The 24,260-nt window shown below is 70.6% G+C and carries 21 protein-coding genes; 18 read left to right on the plus strand and 3 right to left on the minus strand.

Going from position 1 to position 24,260, the window contains the following annotated elements:
* The first annotated feature begins 79 nt into the window (after positions 1-79).
* The 11 genes from IH00_RS0102190 to IH00_RS0102240 all read left to right on the plus strand — a co-directional run bounded on the left by IH00_RS0102190 (position 80) and on the right by IH00_RS0102240 (position 17,294).
* Positions 80-445, plus strand: a complete 366-nt coding sequence (locus tag IH00_RS0102190) for a hypothetical protein (protein WP_052411124.1) — start codon at positions 80-82, stop codon at positions 443-445.
* 59 nt (positions 446-504) lie between these two features.
* Positions 505-1,056 (plus strand): BMP family ABC transporter substrate-binding protein, encoded by a 552-nt coding sequence (locus IH00_RS0102195; RefSeq protein ID WP_234334731.1) that lies wholly within the window; start codon positions 505-507, stop codon positions 1,054-1,056.
* Between the two features lie 234 nt (positions 1,057-1,290).
* Complete coding sequence (locus IH00_RS0102200; protein ID WP_234334732.1) at positions 1,291-11,877, plus strand: LamG-like jellyroll fold domain-containing protein; 10,587 nt, start codon at positions 1,291-1,293, stop codon at positions 11,875-11,877.
* 30 nt (positions 11,878-11,907) lie between these two features.
* Positions 11,908-12,456, plus strand: a complete 549-nt coding sequence (locus IH00_RS0102205) for an SMI1/KNR4 family protein (protein ID WP_031068934.1) — start codon at positions 11,908-11,910, stop codon at positions 12,454-12,456.
* A 149-nt stretch (positions 12,457-12,605) separates the two neighbouring features.
* Complete coding sequence (locus IH00_RS0102210) at positions 12,606-12,986, plus strand: hypothetical protein (RefSeq protein WP_031068936.1); 381 nt, start codon at positions 12,606-12,608, stop codon at positions 12,984-12,986.
* Positions 12,987-13,143: 157 nt separating this feature from the next.
* Positions 13,144-13,824: a hypothetical protein gene (locus tag IH00_RS36855; protein ID WP_052411125.1), complete on the plus strand. Its 681-nt coding sequence runs from the start codon at positions 13,144-13,146 to the stop codon at positions 13,822-13,824.
* A 32-nt stretch (positions 13,825-13,856) separates the two neighbouring features.
* Positions 13,857-14,231: a hypothetical protein gene (locus IH00_RS0102220; RefSeq protein ID WP_031068938.1), complete on the plus strand. Its 375-nt coding sequence runs from the start codon at positions 13,857-13,859 to the stop codon at positions 14,229-14,231.
* 45 nt (positions 14,232-14,276) lie between these two features.
* On the plus strand, positions 14,277-15,050 hold the full coding sequence (locus IH00_RS38685) for a tetratricopeptide repeat protein (RefSeq protein ID WP_158827614.1): 774 nt from the start codon (positions 14,277-14,279) through the stop codon (positions 15,048-15,050).
* 39 nt (positions 15,051-15,089) lie between these two features.
* Positions 15,090-15,692 (plus strand): hypothetical protein, encoded by a 603-nt coding sequence (locus IH00_RS41570; RefSeq protein ID WP_031068941.1) that lies wholly within the window; start codon positions 15,090-15,092, stop codon positions 15,690-15,692.
* A gap of 23 nt (positions 15,693-15,715) precedes the next feature.
* Positions 15,716-16,684 (plus strand): SUKH-3 domain-containing protein, encoded by a 969-nt coding sequence (locus IH00_RS0102235; RefSeq protein ID WP_031068943.1) that lies wholly within the window; start codon positions 15,716-15,718, stop codon positions 16,682-16,684.
* 25 nt (positions 16,685-16,709) lie between these two features.
* Positions 16,710-17,294: a suppressor of fused domain protein gene (locus tag IH00_RS0102240; RefSeq protein ID WP_031068945.1), complete on the plus strand. Its 585-nt coding sequence runs from the start codon at positions 16,710-16,712 to the stop codon at positions 17,292-17,294.
* Between the two features lie 7 nt (positions 17,295-17,301).
* Here IH00_RS0102240 and IH00_RS0102245 read toward each other — a convergent pair whose 3' ends face one another.
* Both IH00_RS0102245 and IH00_RS0102250 read right to left on the minus strand, forming a co-directional pair.
* On the minus strand, positions 17,302-17,778 hold the full coding sequence (locus tag IH00_RS0102245) for a DUF4265 domain-containing protein (RefSeq protein WP_031068946.1): 477 nt from the start codon (positions 17,776-17,778) through the stop codon (positions 17,302-17,304).
* 8 nt (positions 17,779-17,786) lie between these two features.
* Positions 17,787-18,074 carry a GntR family transcriptional regulator gene (locus tag IH00_RS0102250; RefSeq protein WP_031068948.1) on the minus strand — a complete coding sequence of 96 codons (288 nt, stop codon included), beginning with the start codon at positions 18,072-18,074 and terminating at the stop codon, positions 17,787-17,789.
* 161 nt (positions 18,075-18,235) lie between these two features.
* Between IH00_RS0102250 and IH00_RS0102255 the strand changes: the two genes are divergently transcribed.
* The 5 genes from IH00_RS0102255 to IH00_RS0102275 all read left to right on the plus strand — a co-directional run bounded on the left by IH00_RS0102255 (position 18,236) and on the right by IH00_RS0102275 (position 20,628).
* Positions 18,236-18,565, plus strand: a complete 330-nt coding sequence (locus IH00_RS0102255) for a hypothetical protein (RefSeq protein WP_031068950.1) — start codon at positions 18,236-18,238, stop codon at positions 18,563-18,565.
* Positions 18,562-18,852, plus strand: coding sequence for a hypothetical protein (locus IH00_RS36865; protein WP_039946038.1), 291 nt, complete (start codon positions 18,562-18,564; stop codon positions 18,850-18,852). Before IH00_RS0102255 ends, IH00_RS36865 begins: the two co-directional genes overlap by 4 nt.
* Positions 18,853-18,904: 52 nt before the next feature.
* A complete protein-coding gene (locus IH00_RS0102265) occupies positions 18,905-19,459 on the plus strand; it encodes a hypothetical protein (RefSeq protein WP_031068952.1) in 555 nt (184 codons plus the stop codon).
* A 157-nt stretch (positions 19,460-19,616) separates the two neighbouring features.
* On the plus strand, positions 19,617-20,033 hold the full coding sequence (locus IH00_RS0102270) for an LppU/SCO3897 family protein (protein WP_031068953.1): 417 nt from the start codon (positions 19,617-19,619) through the stop codon (positions 20,031-20,033).
* A 115-nt stretch (positions 20,034-20,148) separates the two neighbouring features.
* The gene (locus tag IH00_RS0102275; RefSeq protein WP_031068954.1) at positions 20,149-20,628 is read left to right on the plus strand and encodes a hypothetical protein; all 480 of its coding nucleotides are present in this window, start codon (positions 20,149-20,151) and stop codon (positions 20,626-20,628) included.
* 94 nt (positions 20,629-20,722) lie between these two features.
* On the opposite strand, the gene IH00_RS0102280 is transcribed toward IH00_RS0102275, so the two are convergent.
* A complete protein-coding gene (locus tag IH00_RS0102280) occupies positions 20,723-21,469 on the minus strand; it encodes a hypothetical protein (protein WP_234334733.1) in 747 nt (248 codons plus the stop codon).
* Between the two features lie 153 nt (positions 21,470-21,622).
* Here IH00_RS0102280 and IH00_RS0102285 point away from each other — a divergent pair, with 153 nt between their 5' ends.
* The gene (locus tag IH00_RS0102285) at positions 21,623-23,662 is read left to right on the plus strand and encodes an N-6 DNA methylase (protein WP_031068956.1); all 2,040 of its coding nucleotides are present in this window, start codon (positions 21,623-21,625) and stop codon (positions 23,660-23,662) included.
* Between the two features lie 126 nt (positions 23,663-23,788).
* Positions 23,789-24,260 (plus strand): hypothetical protein (locus tag IH00_RS38690; protein WP_158827616.1); only part of this gene is annotated, 472 nt, incomplete at its 3' end.

Genomic DNA, 24,260 nt, shown 5'->3' on the forward strand with positions numbered 1-24,260 from the left:
GCGGCGCGGGATGTACCGTACGGCGTCCCCTTCCGCACGACCGTTCCCGCACTTGCGCGCGCCCGAGAGGTATCCGAACGTGAAGCACGCCGACGCCGCCACCGCCGAGACGGTGGCCGAACCGATGAGAGGAGCGGCGCCCGGGTCCGGGGCGCCGGGGCTGCTCGCCCGCGTTCTGCTGGCCGCCGTCCCCGTGGTCAGCCTGGGGATGATGGGGGCGCTGCCCTCGCTGGTCATCGCGTGGCGGCGGGGCGCCCGCGCCGACTGGGTCGCCGCCGTGGTGTTCACGGCGGTGACGGTCGCCTGGCTGTTCCAGGCCGTCCTGACGCCGGTGGAGTCCCACGGGTGGCAGTTCGCCGGGGACCTGGTGCTCCTCTCCCTGGCCACCGTCGGAGCCGCGCTGCACTGCCTGCTGGCGTCCCACCGGACGGGGCAGCGGCGATGAAGACGCGGCGTACCTGGCGAAGGGCCGAGAAGCGCCCCGAAAGCGGGCGAAACGTACGGATGTTGCTCGCGCGGCTGCGGATGCCGCGCGGACGCGCCGCCTGGGCGGCCGGGAGCGCCGCCGTGCTGGTGCTCGGCCTGGTGGCGGTCGCGCTGTTCGTCGGCGGCGGGCAGGACGGCCCGCCCGACCCGCGGGCGCGGCAGTACAAGGACATCGACGCCTGCCTGCTGACCGGCGAGAAGGGCGTCGCCGCGGGCACGCCGGCCGCCGCGGTGTGGCAGGCGATGCAGAAGGCGTCGCTGGACACCCGGTCGCGGGTCAACTACGTCCCGGTCATGGGCGAGCAGACGGCGGTGAACGCGCGCCCCTTCCTCAACAGTCTCATGCAGCGCAAGTGCGCGGTCGTGTTCGCGGTGGGCGGCCCGCAGGTGCAGGCCACCGTCGCGGGGGCCAGGGAGTACCCGGAGGCCCGGTTCGTCGTGGTCGACGGTGACGGGGCGGGGCAGCGGAACGTGACGGCGGTGCGGTCCGGGGACATGGCCGAACTGGACGAAGCGGTCGGAAGCGCGATCCGACGCGCCGTCAAGGACTCCGAAGCGTCGGGGAAGTAACACTCAAGCGCTGGTTCCGCGTGTCTGGTAACGATCAGATCAAGCCACCGCTCTCAAGTGGAACTGGCATGCGCACTTCGGGCAAGCTCACGAAGCTTTTGTAGGCTTCGTGTAAGCAAAGGGTTGCCCATGCGCATCCGCTGGGTCCGTAGCCCTCGCCTGTTTCCTCCGGGTCCTACCGGAAGACGCAGAGTGAGGGCTACGGCCGTATCTGTCCTTGTTTCCTTCTCTTTCATGCTCACCACCGAGACGGCGGCCGCCACCGGCGCGACGCTTCCGGCCCTGAGCATGCCCGAGTTGTCCCTCTCCGGACTGTGGGAGTGGGCCAACAAATCACCTCTCGACACCCCCGAACAGGAGGGGGGCACCGCCCGCGGCAAGAGCCACCAGGCTTCGGCCGAGGACACCAGCGCCGACGGCGGCGTCGGCCGCAAGCCCGGCAAGGGCAAGGGTGAGCTCGACCCGTTCAAGCGCACCGTGGACGCCGAGGACCCCGCCACCACCGGCAAGGCCCGCGGCACGGCGACCAGCTTCGACCCGGCGACGAGCAAGCGCGACGCCAGGAAGTCGACGGCGACCTCGGACTACTACGTCAACGCCGACGGCTCCACCACCATCCGCCACTACACCGGCCGCCACAACTTCAAGGCGGACGACGGCACTTGGAAGCCGATCGACACCCGGCTGACCGAGGACACCGACGGCCGGCTCCAGCAGCGGGCCAACTCCCTCGACGTGGAGTTCGCCCCGGACGCGGCCGACCAGCAGCTCGCCTCCGTCGACTTCGGCTCCGGCCGCAGCCTGGCGTACGCGCTGCGCGGCGCCGTGAAGGCCGAGCCGACCGTGGCCGCCAACGGCACCGTGACCTACCCGGGCGTGCTGCCGGACACCGACGTGGAGCTCGTGCCGCTGGCCGAGGGCTTCAAGGAGAACATCGTCCTGCGCTCCGCGGACGCGGCGAACTCCTGGGTCTTCCCCCTCGACGTCAAGGGCCTCGCGCCGCGCATCGCGGCCGACGGCGACGTGGAGTTCACCGACGCCGACGGCAAGGTGACCGCCACCATCCCGCACGCGTACATGGAGGACTCCAAGGTCGACCCGCGCTCCGGTGACGCCGCGCAGTCCCGGGCGGTCCGCTACGAGCTGACCACCGTGGACGGCGAGCCGGCGCTGCGGATGACCGCCGACCGCGCGTGGCTGGACGACCCGGAGCGGGTCTACCCGGTGACCGTCGACCCGACGGTGACCGCCAGCAACTCCACGTACGCCCAGAACACCATCGCCGGCGACCACTCCACCGAGACGCAGATCAAGGTGGGCTCGTACGACGCCGGCACCAACAAGGCGAACTCGTTCCTGCAGTTCTCCTCGCTGGGCACCACGCTCAGGGGCCAGAAGGTCTCCGCGGCCACCCTGAACGTGTACGCGCTGTGGTCCTCGGTCTGTGACGCCAAGCCGTTCACGGTCCACCCGATCACCCAGTCGTGGACCCCGTCCGGCGTCACCAGCTACCCCGGCCCGGCCTACGGCTCGTCCATCGGCACGGCCACCGGCACGCCCGGCGCCTCCTGCACCAACTCGGACGGCGGGGCGGACGTCGGCGTGAAGATGCCGGTGTCGCTCTCCACGAGCTGGTTCACCCAGGTCGCCACCGGCGGAGCCAACTACGGCCTGGCGCTGACCGCGCCGACGACCGACAACCTGCACTGGAAGAAGTTCCACTCCGACAACTCGGCGACCGCCACTTGGCGCCCCGCCCTGGACCTGACCTACGCGCCGAACACCAAGCCGCAGGTCAACGCCCAGTACCCGCCGGAGAACTTCCAGGCCAACACGCTCCAGCCGGAGCTGCTGGTCTACGCGAGCGACGCCGACAAGTGGCCGAACGCGTCCCTGCAGTACACCTTCGAGGTGTACGACGCGGACACCGAGAGCACCACTCCGGTCGTCACCTCCGGCGCGACCCCGCTCACCAAGGGCTCGTGGAAGATCCCCGCGGGCAAGCTGAAGTGGAGCAAGAACTACACCTGGTACGTCGGTGTCTCCGACGGCTACGAGGAAGTCACCTACTCCAGCCGCTTCACCACCGCCGTGCCGCAGCCGCCGGTCACCTCGGGCCTCGCCCAGAACACCGACGGCCACGAGTTCGACCCGTCCGACGGCAACTACACCACCGAGGACACCGACGCCGAGATCCCGGTGATCGGCCCCTCGCTGGAGATCGACCGCTCGTACAACAGCCTCGACCCGCGGGTCGACGGTGCCTTCGGCGCCGGCTGGTCGACGGTCGTCGACATGAAGGCCGCCGAGGTCAGGGACGGCGCCGGCGCCATCGCCAGCGTGGTCATCACCTACCCGGGCGGTGAGCAGGTCGCCTTCGGCCGCAACAGCGACGGCACCTTCCAGCCCCCGCTGGGCCGCTACGCCCGTCTGGAGGCCGTCACCGGCGGCTACAAGCTCACGGACAAGGACTTCACGGCCTACGCGTTCACGCAGGCCACGTCCAAGGCCGGGGTGAAGGCGATATCCAGCATCACCGACTACGCGGGCCGCGCCGAGACGTTCACGTACAACGCCTCCAACCAGCTCACGAAGATCACCAACACCACGTCCAACCGGTCGCTCACCCTGACCTGGCAGACGCCGGCCGGGGCCACCGCCGCGCACGTCGCGACGGTCGCCACCGACCCGTCGAAGACGGGCGACGCCACCACGGTCCAGACCTGGACCTACGGCTACACCGGCGACCAGCTCACCAAGGTGTGCCCGCCGGCCGACGCCACCAAGTGCACGGTCTACGGCTACGCCACCGGCAACCACTACCGCACCACGGTGCTGGACGCCGACCCGTTCGCCTACTGGCGCCTCGGTGAGACCTCCGGGACCGTGGCCAAGGACAGCGTCGACAGCAACCAGGGCAAGTACAACGGTCTGTACCGCAACGTGACCCTGGGCTCCACGTCCGTCCTGGCGGGCTCCACCCAGAAGACCGCCACCTTCAACGGCACCACCTCGTACGTCGAGATGCCGAGCGCCCCGGGCGCGACGCCGTCGTACATGTCGGTGTCGCTGTGGTTCAAGACGACCACGGCGGGCGGTGTCCTCTTCTACTACGGTGACAAGCCGCTGAGCGGGACCGACCCGGTCGGCACCACCACGAAGAACACCCCGGCGGTGTACGTCGGCACGGACGGCAAGCTGCGCGGCTGCCTCGCCATGTCGCCCGGCTGCATGACCACGATCACGTCCACCGCGACCGTCACCGACGGCCAGTGGCACAACGCGGTCCTCACCGGTGTGGCCAACAGCCAGACCCTCTACCTGGACGGCGTCTCGCAGGGCTCCCTGTCCGGCACCATCAACGACTGGGAGCAGCCCTACATCTCGCTGGGCGCCGGTGTGAACACCGACGGCTGGCCGGCGATGAACCCGAACGACAAGCTCGGGCACTACACGGGCCAGATGGCGGAGGTCGCCATCTACTCCGAGCCGCTCGACCCGACGGTGATCACCGCGCAGTACCAGGCCGCCAAGCGGTCCGCCGGTCTGCTCAACAAGATCACCACGCCGGGCGGCAAGTCCCAGGCGTCCGTCACCTACAACACCACCGACGACCTGGTCACCCAGGCGACGGACGGCGACGGCGGCACCTGGAAGCTGAACCCGCCGACCATCTCCGGCTCCTCGCAGGTCTACCGCTCCGCCGTCATGGGCTCCGCCCCGTCCGGCTACTGGCGGCTGGACGACACGCAGGGCGCGCCGCAGGCGGCCAACGAGATCCACACCGGCTTCGGCACGTACAACACCGTCACGCAGGGCGTGGCCGGTCCGTTCGGCACCGGTGACGCCACGGCGGCGCAGTTCAACGGCACGTCGTCGTACGCGGAGATCCCGTTCAACCCGTGGCACGGGAGTGGCGAGCGGGCCGTCGAGCTGTGGTTCAAGACCGGTTCGCCCGGTGTGATCCTGTCCGACCAGTCGCAGCCGCCGACCGGTGCCACCCCGACCGGCAGCTGGAACCCGCTGCTGTACGTGGGCGCTGACGGCAAGCTGCACGGTCACTGGTGGAGCGTCTCGGGCTCCGGCAGCACGGACTTCGGTTCCAAGGCCGTGGTCAACGACAACCAGTGGCACCACGCGGTCCTGTCGGCCTCCGGCAGCACGCAGACCCTGTACGTCGACGGCGTGAAGCAGGCCGACTACAGCGGTGCCGCGAAGGACCAGAGCAACACGCGCACCTTCATCGGCGCCGGCTTCGGCAAGTACTGGTTCAGCTCCCCCGGTGACGTGAGCTTCTTCAACGGCTCCATCGCCGAGGTCGCGGCCTACGCCCACCCGCTGTCCGAGGACCAGGTCGAGCAGCACTGGTCGGCGTACAAGGCGTCCTCCGGGATCGCCCCGGTGCGCACGGTCAAGCTCACCGACCCGACGAACAAGACGCTGACGTACGTGTACGACGCGGAGATGGGCAACCGTCTGCTGGCCGCGATCGACACCAACGGCAAGCGGACGACGTACGGCTACGACACGGGTGGCTTCCTGCACACCGTGACGGACGCCAACGGCAACCGCAGCATCACCGGTCACGACGTCCGCGGCAACACGGTCTCCCAGACCAGCTGCCAGGACACGGCGGCCGCCAAGTGTTCGACGGAGTACTACACGTACTTCCCGGACGCGACCACGGCGTTCCCGCCGATGGACCTGCGCAACGACCTGATGCTCACCGAGCGCGACGGCCGTTCCTCCGGTCCGGCGGACAACACGTACCTGACCAGCTACACCTACGACACGGCCGGCAACGTCACCTCGGTGACCACCCCGCCCGTGGCAGGCCACCCGAACGGCCGCACCGCGACCACGACCTACACCACCACCGCCACCGTGGCGGTCGGGGGCGGCAATGCGCCGGCCGGGCTCATGGACACGGTGACGACCCCGGGCGGCAAGAAGACCACGTACAAGTACTTCTCCAACGGTGACCTCGCCGAGGTGACCGACGCCAACGGCGCCACGAAGAAGTACACGTACGACAACCTCGGCCGGAAGATCACCGAGACGGAGGTCACGGACGCCCAGCCGAGCGGTCTGACCACCACGTTCACGTACGACAAGAACGACCAGGTCACCACCGAGACCGACCCCAAGGTCACCAACCGTGTCACCGGTGCCGTGCACCAGGCGAGGACGACGACGTCGTTCGACGCCGACGGCAACATCCTCGAGCAGAAGATCGAGGACCTGACGGGCGGTGACGCGGCGCGTACGACGACCATGACGTACGACGCGTACAACCGCATGGCGACCAGGACGGACCCGGGCGGCGACACCACGTCGTTCGAGTACGACGTCTACGGCAACAAGGTGAAGGAGACCGACCCCGCGGGGAACGTCAACACCTACACCTTCGACGGCGAGGGCCGTCCGCTCACCACCAGCCTGCTCAACTACACCGGCGACCCGAACAACCCGTCGGCGCCGACCACGCTGGTCCAGGAGTCCCGGGCGTACGACCCGGCGGGCCGGCTCGCGTCGATCACCGACGCGATGGGCTGGGTGACGGAGTACACCTACACGGACGACGGCCTGTCGGCCTCCGTGGTCCGCAAGGACCCGGCGAACGGCAAGCAGTTCGTGGAGCAGGCCAACACCTACGACGCGGCCGGGAACCTGATCAAGCAGGTGACCAACGACGGCCAGACCACGACCACCTTCACGGTGGACGCGGCGGACCGCACCACGTCCTCGGTGCTGGACCCGACGGGTGTCAACCGGTCGACGACGGTGTCGTACGACCCGGACGACAACGTGGTGTCCGAGACGGAGCGGGACCCGGCGACGGGCGACGTGTCCACCACGGACACGACGTACGACGACCTGGGCAACGTCACCGGCACGACCGTCCACGACGGCACGACCGCACCCGTGGCGCGCTACAAGCTGGACGAGACCACGGGCTTCTCCGTGGCCGACTCCTCCGGCGCCAACCACACCGGTACCCACGGCACCGGTATGCACTGGAACACCGACCGGGGTGGCAGTGCCGTCTTCGACGGCAACGCCAACTCGTACGCGGAGACCGACGGCTCGGTGGTCAACACCTCCGGCAGCTACACCGTCTCCGCGTGGGTCAAGCTGACCTCGACCGCGTCCAATTACACGGCGGTCAGCCAGGACGGCGACTACCACGGCGGCTTCCTGCTGGGGTACGTCCAGTCGGCCAACAAGTGGGCCATTCGCATCCCGACCCGTGATGACGCCTCCGGCTCGCTCGGCACGCAGCTGGTGTACTCCACCGCCGCTCCGGTCACGGGCCAGTGGACGCACCTGACGTCGGTCTACGACGCCTCGACCGCCAAGGTCTCGCTGTACGTCAACGGCGCCCTCCAGGGTTCCGACGACGTCACGACGCCGTGGTCGGCCAACGGCAACCTGCAGATCGGCCGGGTCAAGTACCAGGGCGCCTACAGCGGCTTCTGGCCGGGTGGCATCGACGACGTCCAGGTCTACGGCGAGGCCCTGTCCGCCTCGCAGGTCTCGGCGGTCCACGGCGGCACCCTGCCGGCCGCGGGCAGCTCGGTCCGCTCCACGACGTGGGAGCTCGACCAGCGGGGCCTGCCGGTGTCCATGACGGACACCAACGGCAACACCACCGACTACGGGTACGACGAGGCCGGTCAGCAGACCACGGTCACGGAGCCCGTCGTCAACGCGGAGCAGAACGGCGAGGCCGCCGTGGCGATCCGCCCGGTCTCCATGACGGGCTACAACACCTTCGGTGAGGCGACCGAGTCGTCCGACCCGCTGGGCAACGTCACGGTGACGGCGTACGACGCCGAGGGCCAGGAGTCCTCCACGCGTCTGCCGGACTACACCCCGCCGGGGTCCACCACCCCGATCACCGCCACCGCCTGGAACGAGTACAACCGTCTCGGCCAGGTCACGGCGGAGGTCGACCCGCTCGGCAACCGCACCACCTACACGTACACGCAGCTGGGCGACCTGGCCTCGGTCACCGAGCCGGGCGGCGGTACGACGACGTACACGTACGACACCAACGGCGACCAGCTGTCGGCGACCCGGCCGAACGGCGCCCGTGAGGAGAGCACCTGGGACTACCTGGGCAACATGCTCACCAGCACGGACATCGTGCGGCAGCCGACGCAGCGGGCGTACACCGCGATCAACGAGTACAACGCTCCGGGCGGCGAGCTGTCCCGGACCGTGAGCCCGACCGGTGTCCAGGAGACGTACAAGTACAACGCGCTGGGCGAGACCACCGAGGTGACGGACGGCGCCGGCCAGACGTCGAAGTTCACCTACGACATGGACGGCCAGCTCCTCACCGCGACGGACCCGGACGGAACCAGCACCCGGAACACGTACGACGGCTTCGGCCAGCTGGTCTCCACCAGTGACCTGGACGCGACCGGCACGGTGCTGCGCACCAGCAGCGCCCAGTACGACCGTGCGGGTCAGCCCGTGGCGATGACCGACTACCGCGGTCACACCACGCGCCTGACGTACGACGCCACCGGTGTCGTGACGAAGGCTGTGGAGCCGGTCTCCGCGACCGAGTCGATCACCACGACCTACGGCTACGACGCGGCGGGCAACCGCACGCGCTTCACCGACGGCCGTGGCAACCCGTTCCTGACCACCTACAACAAGTGGGGGCTGCCGGAATCCCAGATCGAGCCGTCCACCCCGTCCCACCCGGACCTGGCCGACCGCACCTTCACCACGGTGTACGACGCCAACGGCCGGGTGAAGGAGATGCGGGCCCCGGGCGGCGTGGTCGTCAGCCACGAGTACGACGCCAAGGGCCGGCTGACCCGCCAGGCGGGAACGGGCGCCGAGGCGACGACGGTCGACCACACCTACGCCTACGACGCCGACGACCGGATCACGGCCGTCGCGGGATCGGGTGAGGACAAGAACACCTTCACCTATGACGACCGCGGACTGCTGCTGACCGCGTCCGGCCCCTCGGGCTCGTCGTCCTTCGCCTGGAACGGCGACGGCGCGATGACCACGCGGACGGACGCGGCGGGCACGTCGACGTACGGCTACGACACTGCCGGCCGCCTGAAGACGGTCAACGACGGTGCCACCGGCACCACGATGACCTACGGCTACGACGTCAACAGCAAGGTGACGTCCGTCGACTACGGCGCGGGCAAGTCGAAGCGTGAGTTCAGCTACGACGCGCTGGAGCAGATCACCAGCGACAAGCTGACCTCGCCGACCGGCAAGGTGCTGTCCTCCATCACCTACGGGTGGGACGAGAACGGCAACATGACGTCGAAGACGACGACCGGTGTCACCGGCGCGTCGACGAACACGTACACCTACGACTGGGCGAACCGCCTGACGTCGTGGAACAACGGATCCACCACGGAGGTCTACGGCTACGACGCGTCCGGCAACCGGACCCGCGTCGGTGGCGACACCTACACCTACGACGCCCGCAACCGCCTCACGTCGGACGGGCACAACACGTACACGTACACCGCCCGCGGCACGATGAGGTCCATCACCGCCGAGGACGGGACGCAGACGTCGATCAAGGCGGACGCGTTCAACCGGGTCATCAACGAGGGTGACCGGACGTACGCGTACGACGGCCTCGACCGTGTGCTCAGCGCGAGCGACGCGGACTCGGGTCCGGTGTTCTCCTTCCAGTACAGCGGCGTCGGCAACGACGTGGCGTCCGACGGTTCGGCGACCTACAGCCGGGACGCGGACGGTTCTCTGCTGAGCGTGAAGGCGACCGGCATGGCCGCCGTCCTCGCGCTGACGGACGTGCACGACGACGTGATCGGCCAGTTCACCGCCGCAGGCGAGGCACTGACCGGTTCGACGACGTACTCGCCGTTCGGCAAGGTCCTGAACACCCAGGGCATGGTGGGCAACCTCGGTTACCAGTCCGGCTGGACCGACCCGCAGACGGCCAAGGTCAACATGGCCGCCCGCTGGTACTCACCGCAGACCGGCCAGTTCAACAGCCGCGACACCTGGGACCTGGACCCGCTGCCGCAGTCCATCGAGGGCAACCGCTACGCGTACGCCGCGGCCAACCCGATGACGGCCACCGACCCGAACGGCCACTTCTGGGGCTGGGTCAAGAAGACCGTCAAGAAGGCTGCCAAGAAGGTCAAGAAGGTCGCGAAGTCGGCCTGGAAGAAGACCAAGAAGGCCGTCAAGAAGGTCGCCAAGGTCGTCAAGAAGGCCGCCAAGCGGATCAAGCGCGCGGTCAAGCGGACCGTCCGGAAGGCGTACCGCTCGGTGCGCAAGGCCGTGCGGTACGTGTCCGACAGCGTCAGAAAGGTCAAGAGATACGTCAAGAGGACCTATAAGCGGGTCAAGCACTACGCCCACAAGGTCGTCAAGAAGGTAAAGAAGGCGGTCCGCAAGGTCGCCAAGGCTGTCAAACACGTCGCCAAGAAGGTGGTGAAGGCAGCCAAGAAGGTCGGCAGAGCCGTCAAGAAGGCGGCCAAGGCCACAGCCAACTTCGTCAAGCAGCACGCCGCGACCATCGCTTCGGTGGCGGTCGGTGTGGCGGTCTTCGCCGGATGCACGGCGATCACGGCGGGCGTCGGCGCGATCGGCTGTGCCGCTCTCGCGGGCGCCGCTGCCAACGGCGTGGGTTACATGATGAGCGACGGCCCGAAGACCCTCGGTGGGTTCGCCACCGCGGTCGGGATCGGCGCAGTGACCGGTGCGCTCGGTGGTGCCGCCGGCGGTGCGGCGTCCGGTGCAGTGGGACGCCTGCTCGCCGGTGTCGGCGGCAAGACGGCCCAGGGTGCTGCCATGGGTGCAGCAGGCGGTGCCGCGGAAGGCGCGGTCGGATACGGCGTCTCCTGCATCAACAGCGAGGAAGGCTGCAGTGTCGGTGGTGCGGCGACGGCTACGGCGGTCGGCGCGGCCAGCGGCGGTGTGTTCGGTGCTGCGGCCAGCAAGTTCGGCCGCAAGGGGTGCACGCCGCACAGCTTCACCGGTCTCACCGGTGTGCTGATGGCGAACGCCACGGTCAAGCCCATCTCCGAGGTCAAGGTCGGCGACTACGTCCTGACGGCTGAGCCGGGCAAGAAGGAGAAGGAGAAGCACCGGGTCAAGGCGGTGATCGTCACCAAGACCGACCGTGACTACGTCGATGTCGTCGTCGCCACGAAGTCGGGTCCGAAGACGATCCAGACCACCAAGCACCACCAGTTCTACGAGATCACCCGCAACTCCTGGACGCAGGCCGGCGACCTCAAGGCCGGCCAGAAGCTCCAGGACGGCTCGGGTGGGCCGACGGCGATTGTCGCGGTCAAGGAGTACAAGGCGCAGCGCGTAACGTACGACCTGAGCGTCGAGGGCCTGCACACCTACCACGTGCTGGCCGGCGACACCACGGTGCTCGTGCACAACGCAGACGAGGCGTGCCCCGTCGTCTTCGCGGTCGACTCCAGGGGCGAGGCCACGAGGCTTCCCGTCCATGAGATTGACCCCGCTGTACACGGGCCCATGGCTGCGAACCAGCAGCGAGCGGTACAAGCCGGCGCCCCAGCGATCCTGACTCGACGGACCGGAGAGGCCAACCACCGGAGGAACAGGCGTCACGCCCAGGCCCACGCGCCTCGGCCCCGTCAGTTCGCATCCAACGCGACCTGGGAGGAGTACCCGTTCGCCTCTTCCTACGAAGGTGGCACGGGAGCGACGCTCACGCTGGCCCCGGGGACAATCAATTCCAGCCATGGAAACTCTCTGAAGGAGTTCTACCGTCAGAACAAGCTCAAGGACGGCGACAAGTACGTCGTGCGCATCAAAAAATAGAACCCGGTAAACAGAAAGGAAGATGAACCTGTGCTCTCGGAATCTATCGAAAGCCTTTGGCAGGAGGCGGAGCGCCTGAACCGCCCCGTTGCCTCACTCCGCGTCCCGGGTGTCGGCCCCGATGAGGTGGCCAATGCCTTCGGCGGGCCGGTACCCGGTGATGTCGCGGAGTGGTTCGGCTGGAGCAACGGCGTCCAATGGCAGCCAAACCAGAAACAGGACGACGCCGCGCTGATTCCGGGGTACGAGCCCCTCTCCGTGCAGGATGCTGCCGCGGTCAAGGCGTCGTACGGGAGCGAGGATCCCCTCCTCGGGGAGAGATGGTTCCCGCTCCTCGGCACCGGCGGTGGTGACTTCTACGCAGCCGTGGAAGAAGACTCGTCCACGTCACCGCATGTCGTCAGTGTCATGATCGGCGAAGACTCGAGACCGGCTTACGGCAGCATTGAGGAGATGGTGACCGCATTCCGGGACTTCTACCGATCCGGAGTGTTCTTCGTTGCCGCTGACGGAACTCTGGACGCGGATGACGATCTGTGGATCGCCACCGAGACCGGTTCTCGCCCGGACAGTGTCTGATCGTCCGAGGCGGTGACAGCCTGAAGCCCCGGCCGGGCTCCATCCGGCCGGGGCTTCAGCTTTGACGGATTGTGCGCGTCTGTACGGAACTACTCGCAGTTGCCCGGTGCATCGAGGCGCTCGCTGTCATTGGTGCGACAATCGCCCGCATGGCAACACCAGTGCTGCGCATGATCACGGCGGCCGGCGAGTCCCGCGACGAACCATCATGGGAAACCTTGGCCGATGCGCTCAGCGAGATGAACACGCGGTACCGCTTCGTCATTCTTGAGCGGCTCGACCGTGAACCAGCGGATCAGCACTACATGCAGGTCTACATGAACGACGACCACAGTTGTCAGGTCGAGTACCGCGAAGGTTCGGCGGATCGTCATTTCCAGGCCCAGGTCCCGGCGCCGCCGGAGGTGGAGCGGTACCAAGGCATCGCGACCCTGATGAACGACTGGGGCCACGATCGTCCCGGGTGGCGCAGCGCCGTGGACTGGCAGCCGAAGCCGGTGGCACCTGCGAACCAGTCAGGCGCGCGATGACCCGCACCACCCCCGCTCGCCCCGTCGACATCGTTGCCGTCTTCCCTGAGCTGGCCGCCCACCGCCGCACGGCGACCCGTCTGCATCCCAGGCCTGGGGCCCAGGGGCCGCAGGGGAGCACCGTGGGCGGGCCCCTCCTCTGGCCGGCGGACGAGCAGTGGCCGATGTGCACGCAGCCGCACCGGCGGCAAATGGCCCCCTGGCCCAGCTGTACCGCCGGGACGTGCCCGACCTCGCCGGCCCGGCCAACCACGACCTGCTCCAGGTGCTGTGGTGCCCCTTCGACGCTCACGACGGTCGGCACGAGCCCGCCGTCGAACTGCGCTGGCGTCGCTCCGCCGATGTCGCGGACGTACTGACCGACCAGCCCGAGCCCGACGTCGTGGGCTCGGAGGGGTACGTGCCCGTGGCGTGTGCGCTCGATCCGGAACAGGTCGTCGAGCACCAGGACATCGAGGCGCTGCCGCAGGACCTGCGCGAGCGCATCGACGCCTGGGAGGGTGACGAGGACGACCTGGACGAGGACGCCGTCCTCTACCGGTCCGACCTGTCGACGGCACCGGGATGGAAGGCGGGCGGGTTCGCCCGGTGGCACGGGGCCGGCCCGGCAAGGATGACATGCGACTGCGGCCGCGAAATGGACCTGATTCTGACCGTCGCGAGCCAGGAGTGGGACAACGGCAGCCGCAGATGGATTCCCCTGGAGGGCCGGCCGACGGCGGACGCCATGGACGCCAACATCCCGACCCAGGTGACCGTCGGCCGCTGGGGCTCCATGCAGGTCTTCGCCTGTCCGGCGGACGCCTCGCACCCGCCGCGGCTGAGCTTCCGGGGCTGAGTGAAAACCCCTGCGGTGCTAAACCAGGGGGCATGGCGCAGTTCTTGGTGTTCGTGGACGGTGAGGCCGCCGGATGGCGGGTCGATCGCGACGCGCTGGCCGAGGCGATCCGCTGCCGATGGGCGGACGTCGAGATCGACGCGACGCGTCACGATGAGATGCGCAGCTTCGGCTGGCGCTTCGAGACGGAGGACGGGCCCGGCGAGGCGTACCTGCACGAGGAAGGCACCTGCCTCTCCATGGACGTCCCGGACGAGGACGCCGTGTGGTTGGCGGTCGTCTTCCGCCGGCTCGCCCCGGCGGGGCTCGGCCTGGTCTTCTGCGATGCGGGGTACCACGTTCAGGTGCCGCTCCGGCAGGACACCTCGGAGGCGGAACTGAGGGACCTGCTGGACGCCGCCGGGTGATACCCCAGGACCAGTGCCGCACCTGCCCGGTCCTACAGTGGCCCGGTGCCAGACGAACCCTCCCGCATGGCCGCCACCGCCCACCGCCTCATGGACGCCGCGATCGAAGGCGACCCGGCGGCCGCCGAAGCGCTCCGCGAGGCCCTGCCCTCCCTGAGGAGCGCCGCCGAGGCCGGTGACCTGGAGGCACAGGAGGTGCTCGGGGGCGTGCTCCTCGAATGGGAGGAGAACCCCGCGGAGGCCGCGCCCTGGTTCCGGCGAGCCGCCGAGCGCGGCAGCGCCGTGGGCAAGCGGAGCCTGGCGTACCTGTACGTCAACGGACTCGGGGTCGAGCAGGACGCCGCGGCGGCCGAGCGGCTGTTCCGGGAGGCGGCCGACGCCGGGGACGCGTACGCGCAGTTCAACCTGGCGCAGATGTGGTGGGGCGAGCGCGACCCGCAGGCCGTGGCCGCGCTCCTGCGAGCCGCCGCGGAGGGCGGCGTCACCGACGCGTACGTCGTCCTCGGCGACCTCCTCGGGGCCATGGGCCAGGACACCGAGGCGCTCGACTGCTACCTCACGGCCGCCCGGGCCGGGGACGACCGGGGCATGTACGTCGCCGCCTGCTGGTACCGCGACGGCCGGGCGGGGCGGCGGGACACGGTCGAAGCCCTGCGGTGGTTCTTCGCGATGATCGAGGCCGGCAACGCCGACGGCCTCCACGAGGCGATCACCATGGCGCGTGGCATGACCGACGAGGAGATCCGCCGGGCCGGCGAACTGGCGGGGCAGCCCGGGTCGGCGGAAGCCATGGTGGACACCGTCTGGAAGTACCGCTGACATGGCACGGCGCGCAGGCCGGTGGTGCGTGGAGGCGTGGTGAGGTTCCTCAGGCGCAAGGCGCACCCCGAGGACCAGCCGGTCAGGATCCAGCGGGCGCGGGTCGCGGTCGCCAGGTTCGCGCCCGTCGTCGGCTCCGGGCTCTCCCCGGAGTGGGATGCGACCGTGGCCGGGCGCCCCGGTGCGGAGGCGCTCCACCGGGAGCTGGCCCGCCTGGCCGACCCGGGGGCCACGGCCCGTATCGCGGAGCTGGAGCGGCTGCTGAAGGCCCTAGGGGACCTGCTGGACCTCTTCGGCGAGGAGCCGATGGGGCACGCCTACTACCCGTACAAGGCGGCGGAGCTCATCGAGCTGTACTGCCGGAGCGCCACGGGAGATCTGCCCGATGAGGCTCCGGTGCCGCTGACGGAATGGGCGGAGCGGTACGCCGGGCATGTCGACCGGCAGCTCGCGGAGAGTGGGGTCGACCTGGGTCGACCCCAGTACTTCACGGCTCTGGAAGCCGGTACGGCATCGGAGGAGAGGGCGCTCACCGGGCACGACGACGCGTACTTCCGGGAGCTGCTCGGCAGCGCCCGCGTCGCCGGTGCGCAGTACGTCCGCGCGCTGGCCGCCGCCCTCGGGGGCCGGGCCGCGGAGTGAGGTGGCGTGCCTACAGTGGCCCGGTGCCGAGAAGAGAACTCATACGTGCGATCGCGGGGCTCTGGCAGGAGGCGGAACGGCTGAACCGCCCGGCCGCCGCGCTCCGCGTCCCCGGCATCGCCCCCGACCAGGTGTGGGAAGCCTTCGGCGGGCCGGTGCCCGACGACGTCGCCGCGTGGTTCGGCCACGCCGACGGCGTCGCCTGGCGCCCCGGCCAGACCCAGGACGACGCCGCGCTCGTCCCCGGGTACGAGCCCCTCGCCGTACGGGACGCCGCCGCCCTGCGCCGGTCGTACGGCGAGCAGTGGTTCCCGCTGCTCGGCACCGGAGGCGGCGACTTCTACGCCGCCGTGCCCACGCCGCCGGGCGACGGGGCCCCGCGCGTCGTCAGCGTCATGGCCGGCGAGGAGCCGAGACCGGCGTACGACAGCGTCGCCGACATGGCGGAGGCGTTCCGGGACCTCTACCGGGCCGGGGTGTTCTTCGTCGCGGAGGACGGCACCCTGGACGCGGACGACGACCTCTGGATCGCGATCGAGACGGCGGGGACCCGGCCGGGGCTCGACCATCTCCGGCGCGTGGCTGACGGAGCCCTACGCCTCGACCTCCGCGACATCGACGTCCCGGCGGCCTGCGCGGCCTACGCGGAAGCCGGATACGGCGTCACCCTCCAACTGGTCCGGTTCCTGGCGGACTACGGCGAGCTCACCCTCGGCTGGGCCTACGGCGCCGCTCGGCATGAAGCGGTCGTCACGATCTCCGTCGAGGCCGCACTCGACGTCTTCGCGCCGAACGTACGCGGCTGCGCCCGGCGCCTCGGCATGCCGGTGCTCCCCGTCGGGACGGCCTTCGAGACCGAGGAGACGGTCCTGCTCGCCGAGAACGGCGACATCCTCTTCGCCGGGGACGCCGGGATGCAGCGCGTTGCGAACGGCTTCGAGGAGGCCGTGCGGGCGCTGGTCTCGGGGGAGTGGGACAAGACCTTCTTCTGAGGCCGGTCGTAGGGGAGCAGAGGCGATGGCAGCGGTACTGGTCGAGCACTTCGAGGCACGTCTCGGCGGGCTCGTCGGCGCCTGGTCCGCGAGGGAGGGCGCACCCGAAGGGGCCCCGCAGGTGGGGTACTTCACCGGCGGGCGCCTCGGCGGCGGAGTGCAGTCGTACGCGACGATCGGCCTGCACGCGACCCCGCTCCTGTCCCGGACCACCGGACGCCATCTGCACCTGGAGCTGCTCGGCTGCAACCGGCCGGTCCCGGGAGACGAGACCGGGCCGTTCCCCGGCGTACTGGAGTACGTGGCGGAGCAGCTTCTCGCCGGGCGGGAAGCCGTGCTGAGCGGTGACGTCCTGCGCCTGTCGATGGCGCTGACGCCCGGCGGCGCCATGACCGCGCTGTACGCGGCGATGCCGGTGTACTACGACGACGCCTTCGCCTCGGTCGTCCTGGAGAACGGGTCCGACGTCGCCGTGGTGTGGCTGGTGCCCGTCACTTCCGCGGAGGCCGACTTCGTCGAGCGGCGCGGCTGGGAGGCGTTCGAGCACGAGCTCGTCCGCCAGGACCCCGACCTGCTGGACCTCGACCGGGCCGGGATCGGCCTCGGCTGACCAGCCCTCAGGCCGCCCACCACTCCTCGGTGCCGCAGCCGACCTCGTAGTGCCACCATCCCTCTTCCCGCCCCCGCGTCAGCAGCGCCTTCAGTCCCGCGAAGTCCGCGCCGGCCGGAGCGGTGAAGGCCACCATGGGGAAGTCCTCGCTGAAGACCTCGCCCCCGAGCCCGAACGCCGAGAGGCGCTGATGCACCGCTTGGGCGCTGCGGCCCAGAGGCCCGGAGGGCAGGGGCACGACGCGGATCGTGCCGTTGCCGACGGAGCTGACCCGGCCGACCGCCCAGTGGAGGCCGTCGGCGTCGGTTCGGTACCGCACGACATCCCCCTCGGCCACGCCGTTCTGGAGGAAGGGCGCGTTCCGCACTTCGGCCGTGTCCGCATCGAGCCTGGTCGCCCACAGGCCCTCGGTGTCCTGGGGGAACCATCCCTCCCGGGGGACGAACCGGAACCAGACCTTGATCTTTTCGGCAGGGTTCGCCATGAGGGCGATCAGTCGGCGGTGGTGTCGTCGGACCGGGCAGAAGCCGCGCCCGGGGACACGTACGTTCCCCGCTGCGGGACCGTGAACACGAGGCCCTCCTCGACCAGGACTGCGATCGCCCGGCGCACGGTGGTGCGTGCCAGGCCGTATTGCTGGACGAGTTGCGTCTCGCTGGCGATGGCCCTGTTCGGCTGCCAGTCGCCACGCGCGATACGGGCGCGCAGGATGCCGGCGAGCTGCCGGTAGGGGGTCACCGGGCCCGCGTGGTCGATTTCGGCATCGGGTTCGAATTCCATGACGTTGAAGCTACTCAGAGAGCAAGAAGTGGCTTCATCGAGATACGTATCTGTACGTAGCGATACAAGGCGCTATAAGGTGGTGTCCGACAGCAAAGACCCCGGCGAGGTGGCCAGACCTCCCGGGGCGCGGCCGATCTCCACTCGAAGGACAGACCGACATGCACGACCTTATCCGGGCCCTCGCCGCATGGGCGAGGCTCACCCTCCTGTCGGGCGCTCGCGGGCGCCATCGCAGTGGCCCCGCCCTCGCAGCGCCCCGGCACGCGTGCCCGCCCGCCTCTCCGCCGCGGCTGCCCGCCGCCCGGTCGCCGTACGGGATCGACGGGCCCCTGGACGGCAGCGCGTCGGCGCTCGTACGGCCGTACCTCGTGGCGTACGAGCAGGGTGAGGAGCGGACGCGCCAGCGGCAGCGGCGGCTCGCGCTCGTGCTGGCGGCGGACTTCGGGGTCGACCTGGACACTCCGTACGGCGCGGGGGTGGCCTGGTGAACTGCGACGCGTGCGGGGAAGCCGCAGCCGGCCCACTGGCCACCGTCACCACGGATGCCGCCGGCGGGGTCCGCCACCGGACCGTCTGTCAGGGCTGCGCCACCGGGGCGGCGGCCAGGGCGCGGCAGCCGGTGCGGATGTGCGTACGCTGCGAGCGGATCACCTCGGCCCCGGTGCTGGTGGCCGAGGTTCACCAGGGCACCGGCCCCGGGTTCAACGTGTACGCCTGTCCCGGCTGTGCGCCCGGTCTCCCGGAGCTCCCGGACGCCCTCGATCTGCTCGGCTGACGGCGACAAGAAGAGAACAAGAAGAGAACAAGAAGAGGAACGGAGTGGCGCGATGGCGACGCTGGTGGAGGCGGCGGTGACGGAAGCGCTCACCCGGGGCGGCCGCGAGGTGGTGCGGACGTACGCCGCCGCGTGCGTGGAGCGTCTGGCGCCCGTCTTCCTCGGGCTCCGCGGCGGCTCTCGCGACCGGGAGGCGGACGTGGACCTCTTCGTGAGGGCGCTGTGGCGGCTGTGGGATCCCGCGGATCCGTTCGCGGACGCCGAGCGGCTGGCGGAAGAGGTCGAGGAGTTCGCCGAGCTGCGGCCGACGGAGACCGGTCTCACCGATTCCGCCGACATCCACTGCTTCCACGCCGTGCTGGCGCTGCGGTACGCCGTCCTCTGCGCCGGCACCGGCGAGGTCGCAGAGGCCGGGCAGTGCGGTCATGTCGCCCTGACGGCGATGGGACTGCTCGACCAGAACCTCCCCCAGCCGGGTCTGTACGACGAGGAGTTGGCGTGGCAGCGGCGCTCGGTGGCGCGTACCGAGGGGCTGCGTGAGGCGTGTGCCGAGGTGGGGCGCGGGCGCCTGGCGGTGCTTCAGGGGCGCGAGCGCGGCGGCCGGTGAACGGGACGGGGCCGAAGCGCGCACAAGCGGAGGCTCAGGTTTCGGGGGCGTCACGACTCGGCATCTGATCGGACCGCCGGGGCTCTTGGGCGTTTTGGGTGGTGGCGCGGTCTGTAGCGTTCGCGCGTTCGATCACTCCTTCTCTTGAGGACAGCTCATGGCCACGCCGCCTCCGCCGCACACCCCCGACCCTCAGCAGGTCCCGCCGCCCGCCGAGGGGTTCGGTGGACCGGTGCCGCCTCCCGCCGCGCCCCGCAAGGCGGGCTGGGGCAAGAAGATCCTCCGGATCGTCGCCCTCATCGTGGTCGCCGTCGCGGTGAAGCTCGGCATCTCGTACTTCTTCAACTCCCCGGTGCACGCCGCGGCCGGTGACTGCGTCCAGGTCACCGGCAGCGACACCGACCCCAAGGTGGAGACCAAGGAGTGCGGCGACAAGGACGCCAACTACAAGGTCGTGAAGGTCGTCGACAACACCTTCGACGTCAACGCCTGCGGCACGACCGGTGAGGCCGCCCTGGCGCAGCAGTGGGACCAGGAGAAGTTCGTCCTCTGCCTGAACGGCATCAAGAAGTAGGACCCGCGGGACCTGGGGAACCCCGGACCGGCCACATGCGCGGGCGGGCCGGGGTTCGTCCCGTCACTCTCCCGCGCGATGGCGGAGCACCCAGTTTCCAAGTAGTTTCAAACTTATGAGCGCCGAGAACGCCGCCGTGAACTTCTCCGAGCTGGTGAACAAGAACAAGCAGACGCTGGCCCGCCTCAAGGAGTCGCCACGGCTGCTGCTGCACCGCCGGGACGGGGAGGACCTCGTCCTCACCACCGCCGCCCGCGCTGAACAGGACCGGACCGTCGTGTCGGCCGCCACCCGGATGCTCTCCGCCCTCGCGCGGCGGGAACCGGGAAGCGTGCAACTGCTCCTCGACATACTGCCGGATGCCTTCCCGTGGGTCCGCTTCCTGCCGGAACGGGACGTCCACGCCTTCGCCGTCGAGCTCGTCGGCACCATGCGAGCTGCCGACTCGGTGGGCAACAGCGCCGCGGTGGCGCAACTCCTCGCCGCCTGGCAGCACACGGCGGAGGTCCACTCCGACCCGGAGCTGCTGTCCGCCCTGACCAGGGACCACGACGCGGATTACGGGCCGGCGACCGACCCCCGGGAGCTCGGGTGACACCCGGGCGCGGCGACCGGGCCGCGCCCCCCGCGCCCGCAGGGCAGGCGCAGGGGCAGTGGCCAGGGGCAGAACCGCCTGTCACGAATCGGGCTCAGCCCGTCTTCACCCAGTCCTTGCAGCCCGAGGTCTTGAAGTACGCGTCGGTCGCGCTGATCTTCACCGTGGCCGTGCCCGACACGTTGTCGTTCGCCAGGATCGCGTCCGTGTTGTGGGAGGCGTCCTTCGCGCGCTCCCAGTAGCACATGTCGTCCTCGTTGCCCGTCGACTTGTACGTGCCCGGGGCGAGGTCCACGCCCACCTTGAACATGCCGCCGTCGCCCTTGGCCTCCGTCTTGGGAGTGCCGGTGGCCTTCTCGTCGACCGCCTCCCAGTCCTTGCAGTCGGAGGACTTGAAGATCTTGTCGCTCGCCTTGATGGTCACGTAGCTCGTGCCGGTGACGTTGTCGTTGGCGAGGATGGAGTCGGTCTCGCCCGAGGCGTCCTTGGCGCGCTCCCAGTAGCACAGGCCGTCCTCGTTGCCGCTCGTGCGGTACAGGCCCGGCTTGACGTCCGTGCCCACCTCGAAGTCGCCGTCGCCCTCGATGGCGGCCGCCTTCTTCGGCTGCTCCTGCTGCCCGGCCGGCTGCTGCTTGCCCTTGGTGTCGCCGGCCGCCGGCGCCTTGCCGCCGTCGTCGCCGCCCCCGCCCACCGCCGAGGCGATCGCCACGACCACGACGACCGCGCCCAGGCCGGTGAGGAGCTTGTGCCGGGCGAACCAGCCGCGCTTCTTCTCGGGGCGGCCGTGCTGGGGCTGCTGGGGCTGCTGCGGCTGCTGCGGGGCGTACATGGACTGAGACATGGCTGTGGCACCTTCCCGGGCGCTGTTTGCGTGCTCCGTGCTTCGACGGGATCAACTACAGCAGAGCCTGTGAACCGAGTCAACACGGTTCACGGATTTTGGATCCGATCACACTGTGAACCAGCGCCTCGGTATGCTCGACGCTCATCGCGGATGAGGGGAGGCGGACACGTGCCGCAGGAGCACGCAGCAGAGGTCACCGCCGCCGGCATCGCCCGGCTGGCCGGGGTGGGCCGGGCGGCGGTCAGCAACTGGCGCCGCCGGCACGCCGACTTCCCCAAGCCCGTGGGCGGCACCGAGACCAGCCCGTCGTTCGCCCTCGCCGAGGTCGAGCAGTGGCTCCGCGACCAGGGCAAGCTCGCCGAGGTGCCGCTGCGCGAGCGCGTCTGGCAGCAGCTCACCGCGCACCCCGCGGGGGCCGTCGCCGCCCTCGTCCACGCCGGCTGCGTCCTGCTCCTCGTCCACGAGCGGCCCACCGGCTGGCTGGAACGGGCGGCCGGCTCCGACGAGCGGCTCACGGCCGCGCTCCCGGCCGCCCTGGAGGAAGTGCTCACCGCCCGGTTCGGCGCCGATCGCGCCGTACCGACCCCGACCGCGGCCGCCCTCGGCCCCTCCGCGCCCCTGCTGCGCGGCGCCGCCGAACTCGCCGCCCAGCTCGGCGCCCGCCAGGCGTTCGAGTTCCTCCTCGGCCGGCACCTGGACGCCAACCCCCGCCAGTACACGCTCACCCCGCCCGGACTCGCCGAGCTGATGGCCGCCCTGGCAGGGCCCGCCCGCACGGTGCTGGACCCCGCCTGCGGCACGGGCGGGCTGCTGCGCGCCGTCGAACGCCCCGAGAGCCTCCACGCGCAGGACGCCGACCCGGGCACCGCCGCGCTCACCGCCCTGCGCCTCGCCCTGCACGGCACGGCCGACGTCCGCGCGGCCGCCGCCGACACCCTGCGCGCCGACGCCTTCCCCGGGCTGCGCGCCGACGCGGTGCTGTGCCACCCGCCGTTCAACGAACGCGACTGGGGCCACGACGAACTGGCCTACGACCCCCGCTGGGAGTACGGCTTCCCGGCCCGCACCGAGTCCGAGCTGGCCTGGGTGCAGCACGCCCTCGCCCGCCTCCGCGACGGCGGCACCGCCGTGCTGCTGATGCCGCCCGCCGTCGCCTCACGCCGCTCCGGGCGCCGCATCCGCGCCGACCTGCTGCGCCGCGGCGCCCTGCGCGCCGTCGTCGCCCTGCCCGCCGGAGCGGCGCCCCCGTACGGCATCCCGCTGCACCTGTGGGTGCTGTGCCGGCCCGGACCGGACCAGCGGCCCGGCCCGGAGCTGCTGTTCGTCGACACCACCGGCCTCGTCCCCGACGGCGGCCGGGACAAGATGCCCTGGCAGGCCCTCCGGACCGCCGTGCTCGACGCCTGGCGGGGTGGCGAGGAGCAGCCCGGCGTCAGCCGCTCGGTGCCCGTCATCGAACTCCTCGACGACGACGTCGACCTGGCCCCGGCCCGGCACCTGTCCGCCCCCGCCGCGGGCGGCTCGGCGGCCGACCTGGCCGCCGTCGGCGAGCGCCTGGACCGCACCCTGCGCCGCACCATGGAGCTGACGCCGCCGCCCGCCGCGCCCGCCCGCCCCGCCCCCCGCCCGCTGACCACCGTCGGCGAACTCGCCCGCGCCGGCGCCCTCCTGCTCCGGGCCGGCGGCGCCGGCACCGCGCCCCCCGGTGAACCGGCGGCCGTCCTCACCGAGCACGACGTGCTCGCCGGTACGGCCCCCTCCGGCACCCTCCCCGACGGGGCGCCGGAGGAGCCGGTGCTCACCGAGGAGGGCGACGTCGTCGTCCCCGTCCTGGGCGGCGGGTCCGTCGCCCGGGTCGTCGACGCCACCACGGCGGGCGCCGCCCTCGGCCGCAACCTCCAGCTGCTGCGGCCCGACCGCACCGCGCTCGACCCCTGGTTCCTCGCCGGCTTCCTGCGCGGCACCGCCAACCAGCGGCAGGCCAGCAGTTACGCCTCCACCGCCACCCGGCTCGACGTACGGCGGCTCCAACTGCCCCGGCTGCCGCTGGCGGACCAGCGGCGGTACGGCGAACGCTTCAAGGCGCTCGCGGAGTTCGAGGACGCGCTGCGCCTCGCGGGGCGCCTCGGCGAACAGCTCGTGCAGGGCCTGTACGACGGCCTGGCGGACGGGACCGTACGGCCCGAGTGACCCCGGGGGGCCACGGGGCGGTGAGCGGTGTCGTACAACCCTGAGGCGGTCGGTGGTGTCCGTGTATACGCTCTTGTTCCCTCTGAACCGCACCTTCTGGAGCGACTTATGCACGGGCACGCGCCCATGACGCCACCGCGCCCCGCCGTGACGGCCGGCGTGATCGCCGTGCGTGTGATCATCTGCGTCCTGATCGCGCTCACGCTCGGGATGCTCGCCTGGGTGGCCATGCTCCGGATCGCGATCATGCGCCGGTCCGGCCGCGACTGGGCGCTCTTCTGGCTGCAGTTGGTGCTGAACATCGCCTGCCTGGCGACCCTGGAACAGCGGCTGGCCGACCACTGGATCTCGAACGTCGGGATGGCCGGGCTGCTGCTGCAGATGGCCGGGGTCGTCACCTACTACCTGATCGTCGACATCCACCACCACCAGCGTGTCCCCGCCGCCACGGCGCAGGGCCCCGCGCCCCTGCCGCCGTACGGGCCCCCGCCGCAGTACGGGTACGGCTACCCGCCCGCGCCCGCCCCGGCCCACGCTCCCGTGCCCCCGACCCATCCCCTCGCCGCGCCGGTCCCCGCCCCGGCCCCCGCGCCTGTGC

The organism is Streptomyces sp. NRRL S-118, from assembly GCF_000716335.1.
Taxonomy (GTDB): Bacteria; Actinomycetota; Actinomycetes; order Streptomycetales; family Streptomycetaceae; genus Streptomyces.